This is a genomic window from Amycolatopsis sp. NPDC023774, assembly GCF_040639695.1.
Classification (GTDB): domain Bacteria; phylum Actinomycetota; class Actinomycetes; order Mycobacteriales; family Pseudonocardiaceae; genus Amycolatopsis.
Genome location: NZ_JBFAAJ010000001.1, coordinates 701,816 through 718,797, shown reverse-complemented (window position 1 = coordinate 718,797; position 16,982 = coordinate 701,816). Strand labels below are relative to the sequence as shown.

At 70.7% G+C, this 16,982-nt stretch carries 19 protein-coding genes; 10 read left to right on the top strand and 9 right to left on the bottom strand.

The genetic code is table 11. The features are described from left to right. Positions 1-475: 475 nt before the first annotated feature. Genes AB0F91_RS03600 through AB0F91_RS03585 form a run of 4 tightly spaced genes read left to right on the top strand, consistent with a single transcriptional unit; the run spans position 476 to position 3,211 of the window. Entirely contained in the window at positions 476-859 is a 384-nt protein-coding gene (locus AB0F91_RS03600) for a PadR family transcriptional regulator (protein ID WP_360594405.1), read from the top strand. Further along, the gene (locus AB0F91_RS03595; RefSeq protein WP_360594403.1) at positions 856-1,815 is read left to right on the top strand and encodes a permease prefix domain 1-containing protein; all 960 of its coding nucleotides are present in this window, start codon (positions 856-858) and stop codon (positions 1,813-1,815) included. The genes AB0F91_RS03600 and AB0F91_RS03595 overlap by 4 nt, the downstream gene beginning before the upstream one ends. After that, positions 1,815-2,489: a VC0807 family protein gene (locus tag AB0F91_RS03590; RefSeq protein WP_360594401.1), complete on the top strand. Its 675-nt coding sequence runs from the start codon at positions 1,815-1,817 to the stop codon at positions 2,487-2,489. The genes AB0F91_RS03595 and AB0F91_RS03590 overlap by 1 nt, the downstream gene beginning before the upstream one ends. Continuing rightward, entirely contained in the window at positions 2,486-3,211 is a 726-nt protein-coding gene (locus tag AB0F91_RS03585; RefSeq protein WP_360594399.1) for an SDR family oxidoreductase, read from the top strand. The genes AB0F91_RS03590 and AB0F91_RS03585 overlap by 4 nt, the downstream gene beginning before the upstream one ends. A gap of 29 nt (positions 3,212-3,240) precedes the next feature. Here the strand turns inward: AB0F91_RS03585 and AB0F91_RS03580 are convergent, their stop codons facing one another. Next, positions 3,241-3,930, bottom strand: coding sequence for a MerR family transcriptional regulator (locus tag AB0F91_RS03580; RefSeq protein WP_360595138.1), 690 nt, complete (start codon positions 3,928-3,930; stop codon positions 3,241-3,243). A gap of 113 nt (positions 3,931-4,043) precedes the next feature. On the opposite strand from AB0F91_RS03580, the gene AB0F91_RS03575 reads away from it, so the two are divergent. Beyond that, positions 4,044-5,258 carry an erythromycin esterase family protein gene (locus AB0F91_RS03575; protein WP_360594397.1) on the top strand — a complete coding sequence of 405 codons (1,215 nt, stop codon included), beginning with the start codon at positions 4,044-4,046 and terminating at the stop codon, positions 5,256-5,258. Here the strand turns inward: AB0F91_RS03575 and AB0F91_RS03570 are convergent. The 3 genes from AB0F91_RS03570 to AB0F91_RS03560 form a co-directional block, all read right to left on the bottom strand. Next, on the bottom strand, positions 5,255-6,775 hold the full coding sequence (locus tag AB0F91_RS03570) for a histidine kinase N-terminal domain-containing protein (RefSeq protein ID WP_360594395.1): 1,521 nt from the start codon (positions 6,773-6,775) through the stop codon (positions 5,255-5,257). The two genes, AB0F91_RS03575 and AB0F91_RS03570, sit on opposite strands and share 4 nt — an antisense overlap. Before the next feature lie 345 nt (positions 6,776-7,120). Next, entirely contained in the window at positions 7,121-7,447 is a 327-nt protein-coding gene (gene rsrA, locus AB0F91_RS03565; protein WP_360594394.1) for a mycothiol system anti-sigma-R factor, read from the bottom strand. Continuing rightward, a complete protein-coding gene (locus AB0F91_RS03560) occupies positions 7,444-8,070 on the bottom strand; it encodes a sigma-70 family RNA polymerase sigma factor (RefSeq protein ID WP_360594392.1) in 627 nt (208 codons plus the stop codon). Before AB0F91_RS03560 ends, rsrA begins: the two co-directional genes overlap by 4 nt. A 189-nt stretch (positions 8,071-8,259) precedes the next feature. Between AB0F91_RS03560 and ybaK the strand changes: the two genes are divergently transcribed. Further along, positions 8,260-8,736 (top strand): Cys-tRNA(Pro) deacylase, encoded by a 477-nt coding sequence (ybaK, locus tag AB0F91_RS03555; RefSeq protein ID WP_360594390.1) that lies wholly within the window; start codon positions 8,260-8,262, stop codon positions 8,734-8,736. Positions 8,737-9,509: 773 nt separating this feature from the next. Here ybaK and AB0F91_RS03550 read toward each other — a convergent pair. Further along, a complete protein-coding gene (locus AB0F91_RS03550) occupies positions 9,510-10,118 on the bottom strand; it encodes an alpha/beta family hydrolase (RefSeq protein WP_360594388.1) in 609 nt (202 codons plus the stop codon). Beyond that, positions 10,118-10,867 (bottom strand): SOS response-associated peptidase, encoded by a 750-nt coding sequence (locus AB0F91_RS03545; protein WP_360594386.1) that lies wholly within the window; start codon positions 10,865-10,867, stop codon positions 10,118-10,120. The genes AB0F91_RS03550 and AB0F91_RS03545 overlap by 1 nt, the downstream gene beginning before the upstream one ends. A gap of 113 nt (positions 10,868-10,980) precedes the next feature. On the opposite strand from AB0F91_RS03545, the gene rsgA reads away from it, so the two are divergent. The 4 genes from rsgA to AB0F91_RS03525 all read left to right on the top strand — a co-directional run bounded on the left by rsgA (position 10,981) and on the right by AB0F91_RS03525 (position 14,531). Next, entirely contained in the window at positions 10,981-11,991 is a 1,011-nt protein-coding gene (rsgA, locus tag AB0F91_RS03540; RefSeq protein ID WP_360594384.1) for a ribosome small subunit-dependent GTPase A, read from the top strand. A gap of 157 nt (positions 11,992-12,148) precedes the next feature. Next, entirely contained in the window at positions 12,149-13,036 is an 888-nt protein-coding gene (locus AB0F91_RS03535; protein WP_360594382.1) for a hypothetical protein, read from the top strand. A 149-nt stretch (positions 13,037-13,185) separates the two neighbouring features. Beyond that, positions 13,186-13,956 (top strand): hypothetical protein, encoded by a 771-nt coding sequence (locus tag AB0F91_RS03530; RefSeq protein WP_360594381.1) that lies wholly within the window; start codon positions 13,186-13,188, stop codon positions 13,954-13,956. A 362-nt stretch (positions 13,957-14,318) separates the two neighbouring features. After that, positions 14,319-14,531, top strand: coding sequence for a hypothetical protein (locus AB0F91_RS03525; RefSeq protein WP_360594379.1), 213 nt, complete (start codon positions 14,319-14,321; stop codon positions 14,529-14,531). 6 nt (positions 14,532-14,537) lie between these two features. Here AB0F91_RS03525 and AB0F91_RS03520 read toward each other — a convergent pair whose 3' ends face one another. The 3 genes from AB0F91_RS03520 to AB0F91_RS03510 all read right to left on the bottom strand — a co-directional run bounded on the left by AB0F91_RS03520 (position 14,538) and on the right by AB0F91_RS03510 (position 16,968). After that, entirely contained in the window at positions 14,538-14,987 is a 450-nt protein-coding gene (locus tag AB0F91_RS03520; RefSeq protein ID WP_360594377.1) for a DUF4240 domain-containing protein, read from the bottom strand. Positions 14,988-15,073: 86 nt separating this feature from the next. After that, on the bottom strand, positions 15,074-15,565 hold the full coding sequence (locus AB0F91_RS03515; protein ID WP_360594375.1) for a hypothetical protein: 492 nt from the start codon (positions 15,563-15,565) through the stop codon (positions 15,074-15,076). Next, positions 15,562-16,968, bottom strand: a complete 1,407-nt coding sequence (locus AB0F91_RS03510; protein WP_360594374.1) for a wax ester/triacylglycerol synthase family O-acyltransferase — start codon at positions 16,966-16,968, stop codon at positions 15,562-15,564. Before AB0F91_RS03510 ends, AB0F91_RS03515 begins: the two co-directional genes overlap by 4 nt. Between the last annotated feature and the right edge of the window lie 14 nt (positions 16,969-16,982).

The following is a 16,982-nucleotide window of genomic DNA, read 5'->3' as shown; positions in this document are numbered from 1 at the left end:
GGGCTTTTCTGGCCGCGCTGTCTTCGCGCCCCCTCGGGCCGACCACATCCGCAGCGGCACCAGCTCTTGGCACAACCCGGTTTCCGGCGCGCCCCTTCGGGTTCATCCGGCGTGCCCCGCCGGCGCATCGGGCCGTGTCGCCGCCTCCCTCGGGTGTGCCCAGCGGCCTTCGCCGTGCCCTCTTCGGTGCCGCCGACCCAGCCGCCCGCCGGCCGTCCGTTGTGGACTGATCCGCTCGGCCGGTTGCCCTGAGGTAGAAGATCTTTCGCGTTCGACACTCCCCGCCGCCGGCCTGAGTTCTCTCCGTCGTCGCCCGCAGTCCCGATGAGCGGCGCGCCGTCGGTTGAACGTTGGCCGAACGGAACCTTGACGGGATGCCACCCGCGCCGGCGCGGGACCCTCTCTCGCGCACCCTGGTATCTCACACATCATTACCTTTTGACGATACCGTGTCTCACACACTATCGTGGCAAGCGTGAAAGACACCGACTTGCTGGACGCGCATCGGCAGGAGCTGTGGCGGGGGATGGTCGTGCTGGCGAGCCTGCTGGCGCTGCAGCAGCCCGGGTACGGCTACGGACTGCTCGACGCGCTGGAGCGCGCGGGGGTGCCCGCGCCGGCCAACACGCTGTACCCGCTGTTGCGCCGCCTGGAGGGTCAGGGGCTGCTGACCAGCGAGTGGGACACCTCGGGCACCCGGCCGCGGAAGTTCTACCGCACCAGCCGCGACGGGCTGCGGCTCGCGCGGGAGCTGCAGAAGGAGTGGCGCGCCATCGACACCGCGCTGAGCCGGCTGGACACCGAAGCGGACCCGGAGACGAACACCGAAGCAGACACCGAACTGGGGGAACAACCATGAGCACCACACTCACCGACCGATATGTGGCCGCCGCCGTGCGGCACGTCTCGGGCAAGCACCGCGGCGAGATCGACCGCGAGCTGCGCGCCGCGATCGCCGATGACGTCGAGGCACGGGTCTCGCTCGGGGAGCGCCCGGGCCAGGCCGAGTACGCGGCGCTGGCCGAGCTCGGCGACCCGGCCCAGCTGGCGACGCGGTATGCGGACAAGGCGACCGTGCTGATCGGGCCGGCGAACTACCCGTACTACGCCAAAGCGATGCGGCTGCTGAGCGCGACCGTGCTGCCGATCACCTACCTCGTGAACGCGATCGGGCACTGGGTGCGCGGCGAAAACGTCGCGACGGCGATCTTTTCGCCACTGGGCGTGACACTGACCGCCGCGGTGTACCTGTTCGCCGGGGTCACCGTCCTTTATGTACTCGTTGATCGCTTCGGCAGCGAACGCGGCCCCGGGGAACCCGACCAGGACTGGAAACCCGACCAGCTCCCGTTCTCCGACGCCACGGCGACCACCACGTGGAGCGAGGTCGGCAGCGGGATCGTGCTGGCGGTCCTGCTGGTGGTGGCGCTGTTCGTGCAGCGCTCGGCCACGCTCGTGGCCACCGCGTCCGGTGCCCGGGTGCCGGTGCTCGACCCCGCGTTGTGGGGGTTTTGGGTGCCGTTCTTCGTTGTCGTGCTGGTGCTTTCGCTCGCACTGGCGGTGGCGAACCTGCGCCTGGGCCGCTGGACGCTCGCCACGGCCGTCGCCGGCACCGTGCTCATCCTCGCGGCGACGGGACCGCTCGCGTACTTGTTCTTCGAAGCGCGCGTGCTCAACCCCGCGCTCGGCAGCGTCTTCACCTCCACCGGCAGCTGGATCGGCTGGCTCGCGCTGGTCGTCCTGGCCGCCATCACCGTCGCCGTGCTCGCCAAAACCTGGCGCCACCGCGACCGTCAGCGGATCGAGGTTCAGTGATGACCACACTGGCCCCTCCCGAGAAGCCTGCCGCTCCCCCGGGACTGCGCCGGGAGCTGGTCGTCAACCTTGCCATCAACCTCGTCGCCCCGGCCGCGCTCTTCTACGGTCTGCGCGCGCTCGGCGTGAACCAGTGGCTGGCGCTGCTGGCGGGTGTCGTCCCGCCGGCCGTGCGCGCCGTGCAGACGATGCTCACGAAGCGGCGCGTGGACACGCTCGCGGTGTTCACGCTCTCCATCCTGGTGCTGAGCGTGGCGACGTCGTTCCTGTCCGGCAGCCCGCGGTTCCTGCTGGCCAAGGACGGCTGGATGACCGCGGCCGCAGGGCTCTGGATGCTGGCGACACTGCTGCGCACACCGTTCCTGTACCAGGTGCTGCGGTCGTTCCTCGGCCAGGAGGCGCGCGAACGCATCGAGCGCAACTGGCTCGGCTCGGCCACCTACCGCCACGTGCTGCGCGTGACCACCGCGATGTGGGGCGTGGTGCTCGTGCTCGACGCCGGGGTGCGCGTAGTGCTGGCCTACGCGCTGCCCGTGGACCGGGTGCCGTTGATCAGCGGGCTGCAGTACGTGGCCGTGTACCTCGCGCTCGAGGTCGCCACGCGGGTCTACGCCCGCCGCAAGAGTGTCGCCGCCGCCATCGCGGCCGAAGTCGGAGAGGAGACGCCGGCATGACTGTCGTGCTGATCACCGGGGGTTCGAGCGGCATCGGTGCCGCTGTCGCACGGCACTTCGCGGCCGAGGGCGCGTGGGTGGTGGTGGCCGACGTCGACCAAGCCGCGGGCACGGAGGTCGCCGCCGAGGTCGGGGGCCTGTTCGTGCGCACCGACGTCACGCGGCCCGAGGACAACGAAGCCGCCGTGGCCGCGGCGGTGGCCGAGTACGGCGGTCTCGACGTCGTGCACCTCAACGCCGGCACCGGCGGCGCGGGTGGCCTCGACGACATCGACCTCGCGCGCTACCGCCGTACGTTGGCAGTGAACGTCGACGGCACGCTGTTCGGTCTCCGCGCCGCAGTGCCCGCGCTGCGGGCTCACGGCGGTGGCGCGATCGTGGTGACGTCGAGCCTCGCGGGCATCTCGCCGGCCACCTTCGACCCGGTGTACTCGGCGAGCAAGCACGCGATCATCGGCCTGGTGCGGTCGCTGGCCCCGGCCTGTGCCGATTCGGGGATCACGCTCAACGCCGTGTGCCCGGGGTTCGTCGAGACGCGGATGATCGGCGGGCTCAAGGACACGCTCGTGGCGAACGGCTTGGCCGTGGCTTCTCCGGCGGAAATCGCGTCCGCGGTGGCAACGATCGCCGCGGGCGAGGGCACCGGCGAGGCGTGGATGCTGCAGGCCGGGCGGGCTCCGGAACGCGTCGAGTTCCCGGTCGTCGAGCTCAGCCAGGCGTGATCAGGGCTCGTGAGTGCCGGCTTCGGCACTCACGAGCCGCACGCGGTGAGGTAGGCGTCGAGCTGGGCCGCGCCGGCGAGCAGGGCGCGGCTGCGGGCGGTGAGCCGCTGCTGCCAGACGTCGAGGAAGGCGCTCAACGCGTCGGCCCCGCCCGCTTCGCGCAGTGAGTCGAGGAGCTGGGCGACCTGGCGCAGCCGGTAGCCGCCGCGGCGCAGCTGCCGGGCGATCTCGGCGTCGCGCACGCAGTCGGGTCCGTATTCGCGGTAGCCGGTGGCGCGGTCTCGTTCAGGACGCAGGATGCCCTCGGTTTCCCAGGCGCGCAGCGTCGCCGGGTGCACGTCGAGACGGCGGGCGAGCTCGCCGACGGTCAGCGGCGCGCCTTGAAGGTTCACCGGTGCCGTGGACAGGCTGCTCAGGGCCGTCGCGACCTCGGTGCGGGTGTCGCGTTCGGTGAGCAGGGCGACGTGCGCGGCATCGATGAGCCGGTAGGCGGATTCGGCGTCGCCGCGGTGGATCCAGCGCATGATCTCCACTGCCGGCTGGTGCCCGTGGCCCGCGCGCAATGCCAGGAAGGCACGCAGGGCCTGCGCGTGAAGAGACGTGTAGCGGCGGTAGCCGGTGTCGCTGCGTTCGGTCGGCGGGAGCACGCCGGCGTCGTCGTAGTTGCGAACGGCCTGGGCGGACAAGCCGTGCTCCCGCGCGAGGTCGATGGGGCGCAGGGTGAACCTCCGTTTGAGGCTTTCGGTCGTCAACAGCAGGTGAACCGCGGCGAGGTTTCACTCGATTCTTCAACGATACGGTCGAGGAGAGGTTTCTCTGGAAGGGGTTTTCCATGTCCACCGCCACCACCCTGCGCGGGCTTGGCCGCGAAATCGGCGACGCGGCGAGCCTGGGCCGCGCCGTCGACGAGCTGCTCGCCGAGGCCGGTCCCGCGCTGCTCGCCCTCGGTGAGCCGACGCACGGGATCCGAGCGTTTCCCTTGCTGCGCAACGAACTTCTCGCTCACCTCGTCGAGCGGGGCTACCGGTCCGTCTCTCTGGAGACCGACGTCTTCGCCGCGTCCATCGTCGACGACTACGTGACCGGCGGCGAAGCGGACCTCGACGAGGTGCTCAAGACCGGCTTCAGCCACTCGTTCGATCGGGTGCCGGGCAACCGGGAGCTCGTCGAGTGGCTGCGCGAGCACAACGCCGGCCGCGCGCCCGAGGATCAGGTACGGTTCCACGGCTTCGACGCGCCGACCGAGACCACCTCCGCACCGAGCCCGCGGCACGCGCTGACCGCCGTGATCGACTACCTGCCCACGACGTTGCGGCCGGCCTCGATCCACGGCCTGGACGCCTTGCTCGGCGAAGACGACGACTGGACGAACGAGCAGGCCGTGTACGACGCGGCCGCGTCCATCGGCGGCTCCGACCGCGCCCGCGCGTTGCGCATCGTCGCCGACGACCTCGCCAGTGCCCTCCACCGCGCGGCACCCGTGCTCCAGCCTGTCGATCCCACCGGCTACGCGCTCGCCGCCGCGCACGCACGCACCGCCGTGGGCCTGCTCCGCTACCACGCGGCGATGGCCTTCGCCGCGCCCGATCGGTTCGGAACCCTGCTCAGCCTGCGCGCCGAGATGATGGCCGACAACCTGCTCGCGATGCGCTCGCAGGAGCGCGACCGCGGGCCGAGCCTGGTGTTCGCGCACAACGTGCACCTGCAGCGCGTGCCGTCCACCCTGCAGATGGGCCCGGAGGAGGCGACGTGGGGCAGCGCGGGCGCGCTCGTCGCGTTGACGCTGGGCGAGCGGTACGTCTTCGTCGCCGCCGACGCCAACCCCCACGCCGAACCCCGCACCCTCCAGGGCGAGCTGGCAACGGCCACCACCCGTCGCGCGCTGTTCCCGGCGGGGGCCTTGCGCACGGCGCTGCCCGCGTCGACCGGCACGGGCGAGCCGATCCTGCCCGGGCACCTCCCACTGAGCCCGGCCCAGGTCGACGGCGCCGACGCGGTCATCTTCGTGGCCGACACCGACGGGCAGCGCGTCGAGTACTGGCGCTAGAGCCGACGAGACAGCGGAATGCGCAGCGCGGCCTCGGTGCCCGGCACGCGCGCGCCGGTGGAGTCCGTGCGTACCTTGCGCAGCGACAGGGACCCGCGCAGTTCCGACTCCACCAGCGTGCGCACGATCTGCAGGCCGAGGCCGTCGCTGCGTTCCAGGGAGAAGCCCGAGGGCAGGCCGCGGCCGTTGTCGCGGATGAGAACGTCGAGCCAGCGTGCGGAACGCTCCACGATGATCTCGACCTTGCCCGGGCGGCCCTGGGGGAAGGCGTGCTCGATGGCGTTCTGCACGAGCTCGGTCAGCACCATCACCAGCGGCGTCGCGATCTCGGCCACGACGATGCCGAACGAGCCCTTGCGCGTGAGCCCCACCTGCGACTCGGCGGTGGCGACCTCGCCGACCATCGGCAGGACGTTGTCGAGCAGCTTGTCGAGGTCCACGCGCTCGTCGACGGAGATCGACAGGGCCTCGTGGACCATCGCGATCGACGAGACGCGCCGCACGGACTCACCGAGTGCGAGGCGGGCCTCTTCGCTCGTGGTCCGGCGCGACTGCAGCCGCAGCAGCGCGGCGACGGTCTGGAGGTTGTTCTTCACGCGGTGATGGATCTCGCGGATCGTCGCGTCCTTGGACAGCAGCGCGCGGTCGCGGCGCTTGACCTCGGTGACGTCGCGGACCAGCACGAGCGCGCCCGCCGCCTGGCCCGACGGCCGCAGCGGCAGCGCACGGAACAGCACCACGGCGCCGCGGCGCGAGTCGGCCTCCGTGCGGGTGGAGGGCTTTCCGTCGAGAGCCTCGATGATGCGGTGTGAGACCTCGGTGGCGTCGAACGGGTCGCGGATCAGCGAACGCGTCAAGGGCGCCAGCCGCTGTCCCACCAGGTCCGACTCGTGGCCCATGCGGTGGTAGGCGGACAGGCCGTTGGGGCTGGCGAACACGACGGTGCCGCTCGGGTCGAGGCGGATGAGGCCGTCGCCGACGCGGGGACTGGTGTGGGTGTCGGCCTGGTTGCCGCCCGGGGGCGGGAACGTGCCGTCGACGATCATCTGGCACAGGTCGCCCGCGCTGCCCAGGTACGCGATCTCCAGTGGGCTCGGCACGCGCGGGGCGGCCAGGTTCGTTTCGCGGCTGAGCACGGCGATCACCTCGCCGCCGAAGGTCACCGGCACGGCCTCGCGGCGCATCGGCAGGTCGCGGTACCAGTGCGGGTCTTCCTCGCGGCCGATCTTCCGCTCACGCACGGCCTTCGCCAGCTCCGGGTGCTCGGCGACGGTGAACCGCGTGCCGACGACGTCCTCGGGGTGCGCGGTGGGCGCGGTGGTGGGCCGGGCGTGCGCGACGCACACGAAATCGCCGCCCTCGGGCTGCAGGTCCTTCGCGACGGGGACCCAGAGCAGAAAATCGGCGAACGACAAGTCGGCCAGCAGCTGCCACTCGGCGACGACGGTCTGCAGGTGGTCGGCCGCCTCGCCCGGAAGGCCGGTGTTCTCGGCGAGCAGGTCGGAAAGCGTGGACACGAGCTACTCGGCGACCACGAGTGCGTGGTGCGCGGTTCCTCCGGTCATCCGCCCATCAAACCAGAGCGGACGCCGATCAGCACGGGCGCCGCAGGTGAGCCGGGGCACGCATGACAGACTGGAGCGGTTGACCCGAGCCCGGCAGGTGCTCCGGCACCCCGCACCCGGGCCATCCGGTGTGAATACGAGGAGTGAAGCATGTCGAAGCGCGCCCGCAAGCGTCGCGACCGCAAGAAGAACGGCGCGAACCACGGCAAGAAGCCCAACGCCTGATTCCGGCGTCCGGACGCGACACGGCCCCCGCACCAGCTGGTACGGGGGCCGTCGTCGTGTTCAGAGCGTGGGTTACTCGCCGGTGCGCTGCTCGACGGTGATCTCGGTCCGCTCGACCGTCACGCCGCCGCGCGTGGCCACGGTCTGGCGGATCGAGGCGCGCAGGCGGCTCTTCAGCTCCGCCGGCGCCAGGTCACCGCCACACTTGCGATGCAGCAGCTCCTTGATCTGCTCGTCGATGCCGTACTCCTCGAGGCACGGCGGGCAGTCCTCGATGTGGCGCCGCAGCTCGGCGTCGCGCACAGGGCTGCACTCCTTGTCGAGGAGCAGGTAGATCTCCGAAAGCGCCTCTTCGCAGCGGACCTTGTCCTCGGTCTCCGGCGCGTCACCCGTGCTCATCGCTTCGCCACCTCCTCGCGGTCACCGCGGATGAAGCCGCGCTCGCGCGCGACGTCGGCCAGCAGGTCGCGCAGCTGGGCGCGACCGCGGTGCAGACGGGACATCACGGTGCCGATGGGCGTGTCCATGATCTCGGCGATCTCCTTGTACGCGAAGCCCTCGACATCCGCCAGGTAGACGGCCAGCCGGAACTCCTCGGGCAGCTTCTGCAGCGCCTGCTTCACGTCGGCGTCTGGGAGGTTGTCCATCGCCTCGACCTCGGCCGAGCGCAGCCCGCTGGAGGTGTGACTCTCCGCTTTGGCGATCTGCCAGTCGGTGATCTCCTCAGTGGGCTGCTGCACCGGCTGCCGCTGACGCTTGCGGTAGCCGTTGATGTACGTGTTGGTGAGGATGCGGTACATCCACGCCTTGAGGTTCGTGCCGGCCTTGAAGGAGGCGAACGCCGCGTATGCCTTGAGGTAGGTCTCCTGGACCAGGTCCTCGGCGTCGGACGGGTTCCGCGTCATCCGCATCGCGGCCGAGTACAGCTGGTCCAGCAGGGGCATCGCGTCGCGCTCGAAACGCTCCGCCAGCTCCAGCTCGTCGGCCGCCGTCTCCGGCGCGGTCTTCGGGGTGCTCGGCAAACCGTTCCCTTCCCGTTCGGCGTCGATGCGCTTTTGCGCATACGGCAACGCCGAGTTTACGCGCGGGCTTGGAACGCCCTGCTCGGTGCTGCGCCTACGAGGGCGGGCAGTGGTAAGCGTCGTGGTCACGTTTCTTTCAACAGAACGTGGCGGGCGTCCATTCCCGACCTCTTCGTAGACTCCGATCCCATGGCGGGCAAGGGAACACCGGCGACGGCGCTGCTCACGAAACAGAAGGTGGCACACACGCTCCACTCGTACGACCACGACCCGCGCGCCGAGTCGTACGGCCTGGAGGCCGTGGAGGCCCTGGGACTGGAGGCGGCGCGCGTCTTCAAGACACTGGTGGCGGACGTCGACGGCAAGCTCACGGTGGGCGTCGTCCCGGTGACGGGATCGCTCGACCTGAAGGCGCTGGCTGCTGCCGCCGGGGGCAAGAAGGCACGGATGGCGGATCCCGCGGCTGCGCAGCGGGCAACCGGGTATGTGCTCGGGGGGATTTCGCCGCTGGGGCACCGAAGCCGGCTGCCGGTGGTGGTGGACGAGTCGGCGTCGGGGTTTTCGACGGTGTACTGCTCGGCCGGACGGCGGGGGCTGGAGGTGGAGTTGGCGCCGGGTGATCTCGTGCGGTTGACGGGGGCCGTGGTGGCTTCGATCGCCGGCTGATGGCTTCTTCCGACGGACAGACCCCCACTGCCGGTCAAACCGTCACCCTTCTGGGCGCGCCCTCGTTCCGCTATACCGACCCCCTCCGACAAACCGGTGATAAGCCGCCGCGCGGGCCTGAGGCATGTCCGACAGGAGCTGCGCTGTGTTGCCGGGATGCTGCCGGTCGTGCCGCGGTTTCAGTTGCGCTCAGCGAGCAATGGGGCGTTGATCGAGGACCTGTTGCCGGTTTGCGCTGGATCATCTGCCGGTATCGGTGCGGGATCGCTTGGCGGGACGTGTCGCACGCCACCACCATCCATGGCGCCGGGGGCTGGGCGAACGACACGGATCTGCTCACCGAGCCGCCTGATCACGCGGTCGGCCTCTCCCGCGGCGGGTGGAGCACGGAAATCCACCACTTTGTCGACGGGAGCGGCCGACCGCCGGTGGTGTTGGTCGGTCCCGGGCAGGCCGGGGACCGACCATGTTTCCGCACCTGATGCGGCACCTGCGGATCGCCCGTGTCGGGCGCGGCCGGTCTCGCACTCGTCCCGACCGGGTCTGAGGCGACAAGGCGCACTCTTCGCGGCGACTCGTCCGCCCGTGTCCGATCCGGTCGACTACCGCGGCCGCATCGTCGTCGAGCGCGGCGGCAACCTGCGCAGACAATGGCGCGGCCTGGCCACTCGCTGGACTGAAGCACTGTCAGACACGCCCTGGTTGTCCACAACTGGGGACGCCTGTGGGCAACTGCCTTGGCCCCTGACCGGGCAGCCACCACGCATGATCACTCACAGGTGCGGCCTCAACACCCGTCCCAGCCACTCCGCCGCGGCGCGCGACACCGCGTCCAAGTCGGCCGACAAAGTGTGGTCCCCCGAGACCACCACCACCTCGTGGTGCGGCCCCGCCGAAGGGCGGCCGAACGGATCGCGCTCGCCCTGCACCACCAGGGTCGGCACGTCCACCGCGTCCAGCTCCGGCTGCCGCGTCTTCTCCGGCCGGCCCGGCGGGTGCTCGGGAAACGCCAGGCACAACACCGCCACAGCCTGACCAGCCGAAGCCGTCCTGCAGGCGACCCGCGCACCGGAAGACCGCCCACCGAAGACCAACGGCAGGTCGCCGAAGTGCGCCGACAGCTCGTCCGCCACCGCCAGCCAAGCCGCGTCCAGCTGCTTCGCCGGCGCAGGCGCCCGGCGTCCCGCCACCCGGTACGGCTGCTCCACCAGCGCCACGTGCACCCCGGCCGCCTTCGCGGCCTGCGCCACCGCGACCAGGTCCTTCGCCCCGATCCCCCCGCCCGCGCCGTGGCCGAGCAGGAGCACCGCGGCGCCGTCCTTCGCGCAGTGGAGCTCGGCGCGCGCGGGGCCGTGGGGAGTGTCGATCTCGAGGGTGGCCATCAGAAAAGCGCGTCCGAATCCACCGAGGGCTCGGCGCGGGTGAGCAGTTGTGGGCCGTTGTTGCGGACGTTGTTGACCAGCGTGGAGATCGGCCGCAGCTCAAGTGACTCGACGAAGTCCGGCGGCGTCGGGACGAGGAGACCGTCCACAGAGGACTGATCCGGGTCGAGCCAGCCGTCCCAGTGCTCGCGCGGGACGATCAGGGGCATGCGGTCGTGGATGCCCCGCAGCCGGCCCTCGGCGTTCGTCGTGATGATCGAGAAAGTGATCAGCGGTTCGGAGTCCGCCGAACCGTCCTTCGGCCGCCAGCTCTCCCAGATCCCGCCGAACGCCAGCGACGCGCCGGAAGGATCCGTCATGTAGAACGGCTCCTTCTCCTTGCCCGTGCGCCGCCATTCGAACCAGCCGTCAGCCGGCACCAGGCAGCGGCGCGACTTCAGAGCGCGTTTGAAGGCCGGCTTTTCAGCCGCCGTCTCGGCGCGCGTGTTGATCATGCGCGAGCCCACGGAGGGGTCTTTCGCCCAGAACGGCACGAGGCCCCACTTCATGATCCGCAGTGACCGCTCGGCGGGCTCGTCCTCGAGCACCTGCCCCTCGGCGTCGCGGGGGTGGCGCTGGACCACGGTGACGACGTTCTTGGTCGGCGCGACGTTGTAGTCCTCGCGCGCCGCACCCTCGGTCAAATCGACCGCGGCGAACTCGTCGATCAGTTTCGCGGGGTCCTTGGTCGCCGCGTAACGGCCGCACATGCCAGCCTCCTCGCACCTCTCAAGACGCCATCGTTACACGCAGGCCCGGCCGGGCGCGACCGGCATGGGATCATTTCGACCAGGCAGGACTGACCGGGAGGACGGTGGGCGGTTTGGCGCGAGGCGATTGGAGCAAGCTGGACGAATCCGACGTGCGGGTCCGTCCCGGCAAGGGCACCAGGCCCCGGACCAAACGTCGGCCCGAGCACGCGGACGCCGTCACCGCCATGGTGATCGGCAAGGACCGCGGCCGCTGGACGTGCGCCATCGACGCCGATCCGCTCCGTGTGGTCACGGCCATGCGCGCCCGCGAGATGGGACGCGTCTCCGTGGTCGTCGGCGACATGGTCGCCGTGGTCGGCGACGTTTCGGGCCTGCCGGACACCCTCGCCCGCATCGTTCGCGTCGACGAGCGCACCAGCGTGCTGCGCCGCACCGCCGACGACACCGACCCGTACGAGCGCGTGGTCGTCGCGAACGCCGCCCAGCTGCTGATCGTCACCTCGCTCGCCGATCCCCCGCCGCGGACCGGGTTCATCGACCGCTGCCTGGTCGCCTGCTACGCGGGCGGGCTCGAACCCGTCCTCTGCCTCACGAAAGCCGACCTGGCCAGCCCCGACGAGCTGCTCGCGAGCTACGCCGGCCTCGACGTGCCCGCCGTCGTCACGCGCCACGACGAGAAGCCCGAAGGCCTGGCCGAACGCCTGCAAGGCCGCGTCACGGCGCTCGTCGGGCACTCCGGCGTCGGCAAGTCCACGCTGGTCAACCGCCTGGTGCCCGACGCGGCGCTGGCCACGGGCGTCGTCAGCTCCGTCGGCAAGGGGCGCCACACTTCCGTGGCGGCTATCGCGCTGCCGCTGCCCCTGCTGGGCGGCGGCTGGGTGATCGACACACCGGGCGTGCGGTCGTTCGGGCTGGCGCACGTGACGGCCGACGACATCGTGAACGCCTTCGAGGAGTTCGCCGAGGCCGCCGAGGAGTGCCCCACGAACTGCGGCCACCTCGGCCCGCCGGAGGACCCGAACTGCGCGCTCGACGCCGTCGTCACCGAAGGCCGCGCGAGCGGCGAGCGGCTGGCGTCGCTGCGGCGGCTGCTCGTTTCCCGAGCGGGTGGCGCGGAGTAGGCGGGAACCGGCGACGGTCCCCGCGCGTCCCATGATTACTCCGCAGGTGGACGGCACATCGGGTGATTGGTCACCCAAATTGTGACCTGAAGGGCGTAACCGCTGCCCCGATCCAGCGATACTGCGGGTGGAGTAATGACCTTCATAGGGGGATTGCATGCGCAAAACCACTTTCGTCGTCGCAGCGGGTGCCGCGCTGGCGCTCGTTCTGACGGGCTGTGGTTCGAAGTCTGAGAACGGGATCGCGGCGCCGGCGGGTGACAAGGCTGCCTCGGGGATCGCCGCCCCGTTCGCGAACGTGCTGGAGCTGGCGAGCGCGTCCAAGCAAGGCACCGCGAAGTCGAAGTCGTCGAAGATGTCGATGACCATGTCGGCCGGCGGCGAGAACTTGAGCGTCGAGGGGGTCGCGTCCTATGACCCGGCCAACCTGAAGATGTCGATGACGATGACCACCCACGGTCAGCAGATCGAGGTCCGGCTCATCGACAAGACGATGTACATGAAGCTTCCGGCTGCGGTGATGGCGCAGGCCGGTACCGACAAGCCGTGGGTGAAGGTCTCGCCGGGCTCCGACGACCCGATTTCGAAGGCCCTCTCCGGCAGCCTGTCGCAGGCTTCCGAGCAGGGTGACCCGACGAAGATCCTCGACCAGATCAGCCAGGGCGGCAAGATCGTCAGCTCGGACCAGACCACGCTGGACGGCCAGCAGGTGAACCACTACAACGTCGAGATCGACATCGCCAAGTCGATTGACAAGGTGCTGGCCACTGTCCCGGCCGAGTCCCGGGCCCAGGCCAAGGAATTGCTCACGGGCAAGGACATCAAGATGCCGGCCGAGATCTGGCTCAACAAGGACCAGCTCCCGCTCCAGATCACGATGGACGAGGGCGCAGTGATGAAGGCGATGGGCGCGCCGGCCTCGGCCGTGGGCTCCGGCAAGATCGTCGTCAAGTACAGCGACTGGGGCGCCCCGGTCGAGGTCACCGCTCCGCCGGCCGACCAGATCGCGGACGTGAACGAGATCGCGAAGCACATGGGCGGCTGACCGCTCGCTGCTTGGCCCGAAGGGCGCCTCGACAACCGTTGGGGCGCCCTTCGCGTTACTACGGGTAGTGCCACTTCCCCCGAACGGGTTCTCGGGTGCACCTGTGCTTTTGTAGGGTCTCTTTCCGCGGTCAGGACGGGGTTTTCCGGATGCGCAGGACGGCCGTGGCGTGCGCCGCGCTGCTCGTGATCGGCGGGTGTTCGGCTTCGCCCGAGCGGTTCTCCGACGCCCGCGCCCTGGCCGACGCGGCCGTCGCCGCCACGAACGCCGGTCACTCCGCGAAGTTCACCACCGACGTCGTCGCGGGCGCCCTCGTGTCCCACGGCCAGGGCGAGGCCGTGTTCGGCCCCGGTGGCACGTCGCTGCAGATGACCACGGACTACGTCGGCGAGCCGCTGGAGCTGCGCCTGGTCGCGCAGACGCTGTACGCGAAGGTCCCCCCGAGCGCCCTCGACCAAGTGACCGGGCGCAAACCCTGGGTGAAGGTCTCGCCCGACGGCAGCGACCCCTTCTCCCAAGTCCTCGGCGGTAGCCTCGCGCAGCTCGCCGAACAGAACGACCCCGCGCGCACGCTCGAACAGGTCCGCACCGCGGGCGCCCTCACCGGCGGCGACGCGACCACCCTCGACGGCACCGACGCCTTCCACTACCGCGTCGACGTCGACCTGGCCCACCTCGGCGCCGAACTCCCCGCGGGCCTCCCGGTCGACGCGCAGGTGGGCAACACGAAGGTCCCCCTCGACCTGTGGCTCGACGAGGACAACCGGCCCCTGCAGCTGGTCCTCGACCTGTCCCCCGTCGTGCGCGGCTCCGGCGGCCAGGGCAGCGCCCGCATCACCGCCCGCTACTCGGCGTGGGGCTCTCCGGTCAACGTGACCGCCCCGGCGGCGGACCAGGTCGGCACGCTCATCGGCGGTTGACGCCCACAGAGGCTCAGCCCACGGCTGCGTGCTCGGGCGAGGCCTCGCCGGCCGTCTCGCCGGCCCAGTTGTGCAGGGCCGTGGCGAGGCCGGGGGTGGGGGTGTCCGTGACCCAGGCGAGCGCCACGAGGTCCTGACCATGCGGCGCCTGCCGACGCCCTCGACACCGGACCCCCTTCGCTCTACAACCACATGCTCAACAAGGCCAACCTCGGCGAGTTGCTCATCGGACGACTGTGCTCCGAGCTCACGCTGCCTTCGCCTGCCGCAGAGGACGGGCGCTGCCAGATCCGCGGCGTGTGCAAGCAGCTGGGCGACCAGTACCTGCGCGCTACCCCGCCGTCTCCAGCGCCGCGTTCGCCATGGTCCCCACCGACCGGGAAGCCGTGCGCGTCCACGAGGGCATGCTCGCGATCCTGCTCACCGGCGGTGTCGCGCCGCAGACGGCCGCGTGGGCCATCGACGGGCTCCTGCCGTACGTCGCGTCCTACTGCCGGGAGCTCCCCATCGTCGGCCGTCGCTCAACCCGCGACGACACCGCCTGGGTCCTCGACCGCGCCGAGCTCCGCCGCTGACTTCGTTCAGGCGGTGAACAGCGCAGACAACCGCGGCAACCGCTGCTGTACGTACTCCGGATCCTCGACGTCGAAGTCCGGGTCGAGCGGCGGCAACACGACCGAGTCCTCCCGAAGTGGTTCCCCGGTAGCCGCGAGATAGGCCGCCGAGGTGAAGTACAGGATCTCTTCGCACTGCAGCTCCTCGCTTTCAGCGGCGGCGGCGCGGACGGCCGGCACGTCGGCCAGCGAGTCGGGGTCGGCGAGCGCGCGGGTGAAGACCTCGCGGCCCTGGGTGAGGAGCCAGCCGCGGAAGTAGTCGAAGCCGTCGTCGGAGCAGCCGCCGTTGATGAGGCACGCGGCGGCCCACAGGGAGCTGCGGTAGGACTCCGTGAGGAGCCCGCCCAAAACCCGCGCGCGGCAACGATTTCCGTGCGCGGGCAGCCGCGAGCAGGTCGGCGGCGCGGGCGGCGACATCCTCACGAGTGGCGTCGATGAGCTGCCAGAAGTCGAGTTCCGTCACGAGACCGAACTCTGCCGGCCGGGTCCGACAAAACCGGGGACTACATCAGCTCCAGCAAGAACGGCAGCTCCTGCGGCGCATACCAAGCCAGCTCGTGGTCCTCCGCATCACCCAGCACGAACTCGGCGTCCTCGTCGCCCAGGTCGGCGGCGTCGATCACGGCGGCGGCCGCGGAGACGGCGTCGGCGGCTTCCGCGGAGTCCACATGGATCGCGGCGATCTGGCTGAGCGCGACGGGGCCGTCGAGGCGGACGACGGCGGCGTCGAGGTCCGCGCGCAGCGTCACGTTGTCCACGTCGGCCGACACGACCGCGCGGCGGGGCTCGCCCTTTTCCTCCGCGTTGATCAGGCGCAGCGACGCGCGGGCGGCGTCCAGCAACGCGGCGTACTCCAGCTCTTCGTCGGAGCCGCTCACGTACGCCTCGCGCAGCGCGGGCGTCAGCGCGAACGCCGTGCCGCTGCGGGCCCGGAACTCGCCGTTCGACTCGAGTTCACGGAGCATCGCGATCGTCGCCGGAATGTAGACCCTCACCAGTGCGCACCCTTCAGCTCTTCCAACGCTTCTTCGATCATCCCGCCGAGCAGGTCGACGTCGAACGCGGCCTTGCGGTCGCCGTTGAGTCCGAAGTAGACACCGCCGTGGTAGGACGTGACCCCGATCGCCAGCGCCTGGGTGCGCATCAGCGGCATCACGGGGAACATTTCGATCAGTCTCGCCTCACCCGCGTACACCGGTTCCTGCGGCCCCGGCGAGTTGGTGATCATGAGGTTGAAGATCCGGCCCGACAGCGAACCGCCGGCCCGCGCGCCGAGCGAATGCAACGTCGCCGGGGCGAAGCCGCTCACCTTCAGCAGCCCGCGCGCGGCGACCGAACGGCCGGAGTCGAGGTGCTCGGTCATCGCGTGGCCGACGTGCTGCAGTCGCAGCACGGGGTTCGGCTCGCCCACCGGCAGGTCGACGAGGTAGGCCGCCACCTGGTTGCCGACGAGCGCCGGCGTGGAGTACTCGGCCGTCTCCGCATCGCGCACGGCCATGGGCACCAGCGCGCGCACGGTGGCCGTGGACGTGAGGTTCACCCCGCGCGAAAGGAGCCACTCGCGCAGCGCGCCGGTGATCGCGGTGAGGATCACGTCGTTGACGGTCCCGCCGTGCTCCGCGCGGATCTTGCGGTAGTCCTCCAGCCGTGTGCGCACCACGGAGAACAACCGGCCGCCCGACACGCGCACGTTGAGCGGGCCCTGCGGCGCCGGGTTGACGACGGTGCGCAGCGTGGACGCCACGTCCCCCAGCGTCTCGGCGACCTTGCCGACCGACGTCAGGGCGTCGTTGGTGGCGGAGCGGACGTTCTCCACCAGCTCACCGGGGCGTTGCACGGCCTCGCTCACGGCGTCGAACACCACCTGCGCGCGGCTCGGCTCGCGGCGCGGTGTCCAGGTGTCCTCGTACGGCTCGGGCGGCACCGGGGCGTCGTCGAGGATGAGCTGACCGAGGTCGATGGTGCCGATTCCGTCCACAACGGACTGGTGCGTCTTCGTCACCAGCGCCACCCGATCGCCGGCGAGACCCTCGACGAAGTAGGCCTCCCACAGCGGGCGTTCGGGCGCCAGCCGTCGTGACATCAGGCGCGCGACCAGGTCGAACAGCTGCTCGTCGGTGCCCGGCTGGGGCAGCGCGGAGCGGCGGACGTGGTAGTTGAGGTCGAAGTCGACGTCGTCCACCCACACGGGCCGGGCGAGGTGCCCGGGGACGTCGAGCACGCGCTGGCGGTAGCGCGGCAGGAACGGCAGGCGCGAGCCGACGAGGTCGAGCAGGTGCGCGTAGTCGAACCCGCTGCGCGGGCGCTCGAAGATCGCCACGCCGCCGACGTGCATCGGGGTCGCGTGGTCCTCGACGTACAGGAACGAGGCGTCGAGCGCGGACAGGCGGTCGGGCATGGGCCGATCCTTAC